The sequence below is a fragment of the Spirulina sp. CS-785/01 genome, assembly GCF_028330525.1.
GTDB lineage: Bacteria > Cyanobacteriota > Cyanobacteriia > Cyanobacteriales > Spirulinaceae > JAQMSD01.
This window is the reverse complement of record NZ_JAQMSD010000290.1, coordinates 38,628-46,553: the sequence shown is the minus strand read 5'-3', so window position 1 is coordinate 46,553 and position 7,926 is coordinate 38,628. Positions and strand designations below refer to the sequence as shown.

Here is a 7,926-nt window from a genome sequence, read left to right as displayed (position 1 = left end):
GGAGAGGAGGGAGGGGAGGAGGAGGTAGTTTGCGGAGGGGAGGAGGGAGAGGAGGAGGATACGGTGGAGGAGACAGGTGGGGGGGTATAAATGCGCTGTTCGAGTTGGTCGAGTTGTTGGAGGAGGATTTGGGTATTTTCCGGGCGATCGCGGTATAATCTCGCCATCAGTTGTTCTAAAAAGGCAATTAAGTCCGGGTGGATATTCTCAGTTTGTTCTTGCCATTGCAGTTGGGAGGTATAGGGATCATACATATCCAGGGGATGTTTCCCGGTGAGGAGATGCACAAAGGTGCGGCCTAGGGCGAAAAAGTCGGACTGGGGGACAGTGTGGCCGTTTTCTTGTTCAATAGGGGCATATCCTCTGGAAAATAAGACCGTTCCCCGTTCGTTTTGACTGGCTAAAAAGGTGGCGGTAATTTCTTTGACCGTGCCAAAGTCAATGAGGGCTAACTGTCCATCGGGACGTAACATGATGTTGGAGGGTTTGATGTCCCGATGAAAGAAGTTCTTTTGGTGGACTTCTTGTAAGATATTCACTAATTGCCGTAACCATTTGAGGGCGAGTTTTTGGCTAATAGGTCGATTCCCCCGTTTCTCTAGCCATTCTTCGAGGTTTTCCCCTTCAATTTTCTCCATGACGATACAGTGTACCGGGTCGGGGGTATCTCTGGGGGTGTAAGTGAAATATCCTTCTGCATCGACGTTGGGGATACCGGGATGGTTGAGTTGTTGGAGGACTTCGGCTTCTTGTTTGAAAAGCGCGATCGCTTTATCATTATTCAACGTCAACACCTTCAACACCTCCGCCACCCCATCCTCCTCCACTTCATAGGTCGTCGCAAACCCCCCAGTCCCCAACGGTTGCACCACCCGAAACTGTCCTTCAATCAATAACTCTGAACCACAGGCTTGACAAAAAATCGTATTATCCGGATTGGTGGGGTTTGAACAGTTGGGGTTGATACAATAACTCATGGGGAAAAAGAGTTTATAGTTGATGGTTGAGCGTTGATAGTTGATAGTTTAACCACAAAGACACAAAGGACACAAAGGGGAGATGGGAGTCGGGAGTCGGGAGTCGGGAGTCGGGAGATGGGGGAGATAGGGGAGATGGGGAGTAACAACTGTTTACTGTTCCCAGTTCCGGAGTTCCCTGTTCCCTTTGTCACAAACAACAAACCACAAACAACAAACCACAAACAACAAAATTACTCATTCCCCTTAACCCCTTTCCCAAAAAACTTGGGGGGTTCTTTCAGGGTGTAGATCATATCCGCTTCTGCAATGGCTTTGCGGACATAAGCGGGGGTTTGTAGGAGTCCTAAGAGACTAATCCCATCTATGAGTTTAAACCCTCCTGTCGTCTTTTCTGCCAATAATGCGTCGATTTCTTCGGGTTCAGGACGGGTATTGATGGAAGTATCGGACGCTAACGCAAACCCCCACGGGACTGCATAGGTGGGAACAGGGGACGCATAGGAGGTAACATGGGGAAATACAGTGCGCAGCGTTTTCACTAAACGGGCATGAAGTTGAATTTCTGCAATAGCTGTGGGGCCCGCTTGCACTACAAAAAAGCCGCCTGATGCTAATACTCCTTTAATTTGCTGAAAATACTCTTGGGTAAATAACTGAAATGACGGGCCTTCCTCAATGGGGTCTGATAAGTCCGAGATAATAATATCCCATTTCTCTTTTGTGTCTGCCAAATATTGCAACGCATCCCCAATGACCAATTCTAACCGAGAATCCTCAAAGGCCCCTTGGTGCATTTCTGGGAGGTGTTCCTTACACGCATCCACGACTTCCCCATCAATATCTACCATCACGACTCGTTCGATGGTCGTCCAGCGCAGAATTTCCCGGACGGTGGCCCCTTCTCCTCCCCCTAAAATTAAAGCGGTTTTCGGGGCTTGGTGGGCTATCATGGCAGGGTGAACGAGGGGTTCATGGTAGAGAAATTCATCCCCGGTACAAGATTGCCATTTCCCGTCTAAAACTAAGGCTTTCCCATAGGCCCCTGTCTCCACAATATACATTTCTTGAAATTGGGTGCGCTTATAGGCTAAAAGCCGCTTAATCCCGTGTTCATAGACATCCCAAGGTGTAATATATTCTTTAATCCACGCATCGGCTTTTACTTCACTTCCGGCCATGGTTCACCCTCCTCAACAATGAAAAGTCTTGTCTCATTCAGAATTATTGCATTACGGGGATAGGTTAGGACAGCGCGATCGCTGGAAAACTCCAAGATGAGAAGATTCTCTCTGTCAAGACTCGGAGTGACGGGGGTTTCCCCCAACGCAGTCATTTTTTTGTTAAATTATATTAAAGTCTTGATTCAAATGGGCAAAGTTATGCAACAGACTCCAACCTCTCCCCCCGATTGGGAAATTAAATTGCTTTATGATGGGGAATGTCCCCTCTGTGTCCGAGAAGTGAACTTTTTACAACGACGGGATGCAGGCCGAGGTAGCGTGAAATTTATTGATATTAGTGACGATAGTTACACTCCAGAGGACAACGCAGGAATTGATTTTGCGGCGGCCATGGGACGCATTCATGGAATATTGCCCGATGGCTCAATTGTACGAGATTTAGAGGTATTTCGGCGCGTTTATGAGATTTTGGGGATGGGTTGGGTGTATGGGGTGACTCGTGTTCCGGTATTCGGGACTATTGCCGATCAATTTTATAAGATTTGGGCTAAATTACGCCTCAAATTAACGGGAAGACCGGACTTAGAGACCATTATTGCCCAACGAGAGGAACGGTTAGCTCAGTCTTCTGCGGCCAGATGTCGATAAACGCTGGAGTAATTATTCCCTCCCTACTTAGAAGTCATAGTCCAAACACCATCCCATTCTCCTTCAGGTGGGGCCATAAGGAAATGCTGACAGCGATTAATATACAAATAAGCCGCCTTATCCTTGGGATTGAGTTCTAAAATAGTCGCAAAATACGGAATAGCTAAGGCAAAATTCTTCTTCAAATAATAATCCCGTCCTTTGCCATAGAGTTCGATAATTTGTTCGGTTTGCGGGGGAATTTCCGCATTAACTTGCTCAACTAACTCATACACCCCAACAGGTTGCGTTTTCCCTTTCACGCGGATGCGGTCTAATTCTCGGACAATGATATGTTCGGAACATTGGCGATAGGTGTTCTCGCTGATGACAATATCACACCCATATTGCTTACTTGCTCCCTCTAAACGGGAACTCAAGTTCACCCCATCCCCAATGGCGGTAAACTCCATCCGCTTACTTGACCCAATATTCCCACTAATCACATAATCGGAGTTTAAACCAATGCCAATGCGAATGGCCTCTTTGCCATCTAAAGCGCGTTTGGCGTTAAATTCCCGTAAGCGGTGACGCATATCGAGCGCACTTTGCACTGACTTCCAAGCGTGGTCTTTCAGGGGGAAAGGAGTCCCAAACACCGCCATGATGGCATCCCCAATATATTTATCGAGAATGCCTTTATGAGCAAAAATTGCTTCCACCATGCTCTCAAAATACTCGTTGAGCATCCCCACCACTTCTTCCGCTTGCAGTTTCTCGGTTAAGCTGGTGTAACTGCGGATGTCGGAGAATAAGACAGAGACTTCCCGACGTTCTCCCCCTAACTCTAAATCACCTTTTTCTAATAACTGTTCCGCTAACTCTTGGTTCATGTAGCGGTACATGGTGCTTTTGAGCCGTTTTTCGTCGCTGATGTCGTCCATCACGACTAGGGCCCCGTAAACGTTGGTAATATCCGCCGCATCGGAGATGGAGTTAATGGAGAGGTTGACGCTGTGTTCTTCTCCGGCTGCGGAGATAATGGTTTGGTCGGGGTAATATTGCTCTCGTTCTTTTTTATCACGGGGATGTAGGGCGCGATCGAACCATTCAGAAAATTCCCCTTTCTTCGCTGCGTCGGTTTTGTCGGTGATATCTTTACTTTTGATTTCCACCAACTCACTCATCATCTGCCCTTCGATGGGGTTGGACTCATCAAACCCTAACAAGTCTTTGGCTTTTTCATTGGCGGCCAAAATAACCCCGTTTTTATCGGTGGAGATCACCCCATTGGTGAGACTGCGCAAGATATCACGCTGCATTTGCTCTTGCTGCTTCACCTTGGCGAATAATTTGGCGTTTTGGAGGGCTACACCCGCTTGGATGTTAAACGCCTTCATAAATTCTTGGTCGCTGCGGTTGAAGCTGGCTTTCCAGCGTTCGGGGGCTTGCGGCCAGGTTTCGGGGTCGTATTCGGGATGTTCGCCTTTTTTCAGTTTATTAACTAACTGTGTCACTCCGATGAGATGGCCGTCGGAGTTATAGACGGGCATACAGAGCAAGCTACAAGTCCGATAACCTGTTCTTTGGTCGGTTTCTTTCGATTTACTAGAGTCGGGGTGGTCGTAGAGGTCAAAGCCAATATTAAGGGTTTGTCCGGTTTCTCCCACTCGCCCTGCGTATCCGACTCCCATGGGGACGCGCAGTTCTAAGTTTTCGCCGTTGTCGAGGGGGATTTTGGTCCAGAGGTCGTTTTTGTCGTGGTCGATGAGCCAGAGGGTACTGCGATCGGCGTTCATGAGCTTTTTCGCCGCATCCATCACCGTTTTTAAGGTCGCGTCGAGGTCGAGGTTGCCGCGACTGAGGGAGTTGGTGGCTTCGATTAAGGCGTTGGCGGCCCGTTGCCGTTGGGTGGCTTTGTAGAAAGACCGAGAGGACTCTAACAGCAGACGAATGGAGGGGGCGAAGTTTTCAAAAACTTCTAGGTCTTCGGAGGTGAACCCGTCATGGGTGATCCGTTCATTGAGGGTGGCGTTGGGATCATAGTTGGGTTTGAGTTTATTGATGAGTTGTACAACGGCCACCAGTTCCCCTTCTTCGCTGAGGAGGGGTAAGGCCAACATGGTGTAGGTGCGGTAGTTGTTGCGCTTGTCGAATTTTTTGGCGGCTTCCGATCGCGGGTCTTCATAAAAATCAAAGGGAATATTGACAACGCGCTTAAATTGTGCTACCTCTCCCGCAATCCCTTTCCCTACGGGGATACGAATTTCAATGGGTTTGCCGTCGCTGCCTTTGGCGACAATGGACCAGAGTTCGTCTTGGTCATCGTCTAATAGGTAAATGGTGGTACGATCTGCGGCGAGGAGTTCCCCGGTTTTCAGGGTAATCGACCGCAACATCTCATCTAAAATGGCATCAAACCCTTGGCTGTCTAAGACACTATCGAGGAGTCCTAGGGTTTGATTGACGACCTTGAGCTTGTCTTCAACATCGTTAACGACATCTTGAAAGCTCTCTTTACTCAGAGGGGCCAGAAAGTTAGAAAATGTTCCTTTGGCCGAGACTAATGCACTAGATGAGCCGTTGGGTTTCGCGCCATTTTTTTCCGTCCCATTTTGGGGGTTGTCTTGCTGAGTGGAGACATCAATGGTTTGGCCGGTGTAGTCCCTTTGGGTAGAGTTAGGAGATGCAGCAGTCATATCGCTTTACAAAGTTTGAGGTTCTCTTACGTAAGAGGTGGGTTGGGCTGGGAACAGATACGTCTATCTTAACGATTTCGTCTCAGGTAGAAAAAACTTTTGTGAACACCATAGCAATTTTCCTTAGTTTATGGTCTTATTTCTTTTTTTTCATTAATCTCCCATTAATAAAAGTTTATGTTTTGGGGATGGGGGTGTCGGGTGTCGGGTGTCGGGTGTCGGGAGATGGGGGAGTTGAGAGTTGAGAGTGGATAGTTGACGGTTGAACCACAAAGACACAACCACAAAGACACAAAGGACACAAAGGGGAGATGGGAGTGGGGAGTCGGGAGTGGGGAGTTGGGGGAGATAGAGGAGATGGGGGAGATGGGGGAGAACAAAGAACCAACTATTCCCTGTTCCGGAGTTCCCTTGTTTACAAACAACCAATTACCAATTACCCATTAGCCATTCCCCAATCTTCGATTTGACGCTTGGGTGAGGAGGGATTCGGCGAAAGCGATCGCATCTTGAGCCGAATGACCGCCGGCCAGTTGGGCTAGTTCGTTTCTGCGGCTTTCATGGTGTTTTAAGGGGGTGACTCGCACAAGGGTTCTCGGTTCAGGGTGGAGTTGGGTTTGCCCATTTTGCCCCGTTGGGGAGTCCGGAGTGGGATCATCAATGACTTCTTTATCCACCCGAAAATGGGTGTCCGCGAGGGCGGCGATGAGGGGTTGGTGGGTGACACAGAGGATTTGATGGGGGGTGCTGAGTTGGTGCAGTTTTTCGGCGATGGCCTGGGCGACTTTTCCTGAGACTCCGGTGTCAATTTCGTCAAATATCAGGGTTTTCTGACTTGTTGGGAATTCGGTGTCGGAAAAACAGGCTTTGAGAGCCAGTAAGAAACGGCTCATTTCTCCCCCAGAGGCGGTTTCTGAGAGGGGTTGTAAGGGTTCGCCGGGGTTGGGACTCCAGTAGAATTCTACCCGGTCTGCGCCGCTATTGGTGGGGGGAATGGGGGTGAGGCGACATTCAAATTGGACTTTTTCGAGGGCGAGGGGTTTGAGGGCTTGGATCAGTTGGTGTTCTAGGGTTTTGGCGGCGCGTTTGCGCTGTTTGCTGAGGGCTTGACAGGCTTGGGTGAGTCGGGTTTGTTGGTGGTGGTAGAGGTCTTCGAGGTAGTCTAGGGATTGTTCGCTGTCGGTGAGTTCGGCTAGTTCGGCTTGGAGGTTTTGGTAATGAGCGATCGCATCTTTTAATTCCGGCCCGTATTTCCGACAGAGTTGTTTTAAACTACGGATGCGCTCTTCGACTTCCGTTAACCGTTCGGGGTCCGATTCGAGATTGTCTCCGTAGCGGTTAATTTGTTGTCCTGCTTCCACCACTTGCGCGATCGCACCTTGGATCATTTCTAACAAGGGTTCAAGTTGCCCATCATACTGGGTCATATCCGCCAACAGGTTTTCTGCTTCCCCTAGTAAGTCAGCAATGGCGGTATTTTCTTCACTTTGATACAACAACTGATAGGCTTGATAACTGAGGTTTTGTAACTCGACGACATGGGAGAGGCGATCGCGTTCTTGTTCTAACTCCGTTAACTCGTCAGGATCATCTAACTCTGCCCCGTCCAACTCTTGAATTTGAAAATTGAGTAAATCCAACCGTTGCCAGCGTTCCTGTTCCGACTGTCTCCGCTTCTCTAAGGCTTCCTGAGCCGCTTTAAACTCCCCATAGGCTTCTAGTACCGTTGCCTTGGTTGCCAGGAGCTTCTCGCCCCCGTAAGCGTCCAGATATTCCCGTTGTAGATGGGGGACGAGTAACTGCATGGTTTGGCCTTGGGCGGTAATTTCCACGAGGCGATCGCGCAATTGCCCCATAATTTTCCGATTCACTAAAACCCCATTGACGCGAGAGCGCGATCTCAGATTCCCCTGTTTCGTCACCATCTCCCGACTACAAATGACACTAGCCTCATCAAGTAAATCAATTTCCTGGTCTCTCAGCCAACGGGCAATAGCCTCATTTAACTGAAACGTCGCCTCCACCACCGCCCGCGCTTTCCCCGTGCGAATAAAACGGCTACTGGCCTTCCCCCCTAACGCAATATCAATGGCATCCAATACAATTGATTTCCCAGCCCCCGTCTCCCCCGTTAACACCGTCAACCCCGAACTTAACTCCAATTCCAACTGATCAATCAACGCAAAATTTTCAATCCGCAAGGACAGCAGCATAGAGTCCCCCTCGCCATATAAGATTCATCTTTCTATATAGCAGGTTTTGGGGGGTTTGCGGGAGTTGGGAGTTGGGAGTTGGGAGTTGGGAGTTGGGAGTTGGGAGATAGGGGAGATGGGGGAGATGGGGGAGATGGAGAAAACAGAAAATATCTTATTACCTGTTCCCTATTCCCTATTCCCTGTTCCCTATTCCCTGTTTTCTTGTTTACAAAGAACAAACAAC

The 7,926-nt window shown here is 48.9% G+C and carries 7 protein-coding genes; 1 reads left to right on the top strand and 6 read right to left on the bottom strand.

Features of this window, described 5'->3' with window-relative positions; all coding sequences use genetic code 11:
* The 3 genes from PN462_RS19010 to PN462_RS19000 form a co-directional block, all read right to left on the bottom strand.
* Positions 1-977 (bottom strand): serine/threonine protein kinase (locus PN462_RS19010; protein ID WP_272130406.1); only part of this gene is annotated, 977 nt, incomplete at its 3' end.
* Between the two features lie 233 nt (positions 978-1,210).
* A complete protein-coding gene (speE, locus tag PN462_RS19005; protein WP_272130405.1) occupies positions 1,211-2,158 on the bottom strand; it encodes a polyamine aminopropyltransferase in 948 nt (315 codons plus the stop codon).
* Positions 2,140-2,313 (bottom strand): hypothetical protein, encoded by a 174-nt coding sequence (locus PN462_RS19000; RefSeq protein ID WP_272130404.1) that lies wholly within the window; start codon positions 2,311-2,313, stop codon positions 2,140-2,142. The genes speE and PN462_RS19000 overlap by 19 nt, the downstream gene beginning before the upstream one ends.
* A 46-nt stretch (positions 2,314-2,359) precedes the next feature.
* On the opposite strand from PN462_RS19000, the gene PN462_RS18995 reads away from it, so the two are divergent.
* On the top strand, positions 2,360-2,809 hold the full coding sequence (locus tag PN462_RS18995) for a thiol-disulfide oxidoreductase DCC family protein (protein WP_272130403.1): 450 nt from the start codon (positions 2,360-2,362) through the stop codon (positions 2,807-2,809).
* A gap of 23 nt (positions 2,810-2,832) precedes the next feature.
* Here PN462_RS18995 and PN462_RS18990 read toward each other — a convergent pair whose 3' ends face one another.
* The 3 genes from PN462_RS18990 to recN all read right to left on the bottom strand — a co-directional run bounded on the left by PN462_RS18990 (position 2,833) and on the right by recN (position 7,700).
* Positions 2,833-5,487, bottom strand: a complete 2,655-nt coding sequence (locus tag PN462_RS18990; protein WP_272130402.1) for a GAF domain-containing protein — start codon at positions 5,485-5,487, stop codon at positions 2,833-2,835.
* Between the two features lie 153 nt (positions 5,488-5,640).
* The gene (locus tag PN462_RS18985; RefSeq protein ID WP_272130401.1) at positions 5,641-5,916 is read right to left on the bottom strand and encodes a hypothetical protein; all 276 of its coding nucleotides are present in this window, start codon (positions 5,914-5,916) and stop codon (positions 5,641-5,643) included.
* Positions 5,917-5,930: 14 nt separating this feature from the next.
* Positions 5,931-7,700: a DNA repair protein RecN gene (gene recN, locus PN462_RS18980; RefSeq protein ID WP_272130400.1), complete on the bottom strand. Its 1,770-nt coding sequence runs from the start codon at positions 7,698-7,700 to the stop codon at positions 5,931-5,933.
* Between the last annotated feature and the right edge of the window lie 226 nt (positions 7,701-7,926).

Excerpts from the sequence above, each read along its gene's own strand:
- speE (WP_272130405.1), bottom strand. The coding sequence starts at position 2,158 with ATGGCCGGAAGTGAAGTAAAAGCCGATGCGTGGATTAAAGAATATATT.
- PN462_RS19000 (WP_272130404.1), bottom strand. The coding sequence starts at position 2,313 with ATGACTGCGTTGGGGGAAACCCCCGTCACTCCGAGTCTTGACAGAGAG.
- PN462_RS18995 (WP_272130403.1), top strand. The coding sequence starts at position 2,360 with ATGCAACAGACTCCAACCTCTCCCCCCGATTGGGAAATTAAATTGCTT.
- PN462_RS18990 (WP_272130402.1), bottom strand. The coding sequence starts at position 5,487 with ATGACTGCTGCATCTCCTAACTCTACCCAAAGGGACTACACCGGCCAA.
- recN (WP_272130400.1), bottom strand. The coding sequence starts at position 7,700 with ATGCTGCTGTCCTTGCGGATTGAAAATTTTGCGTTGATTGATCAGTTG.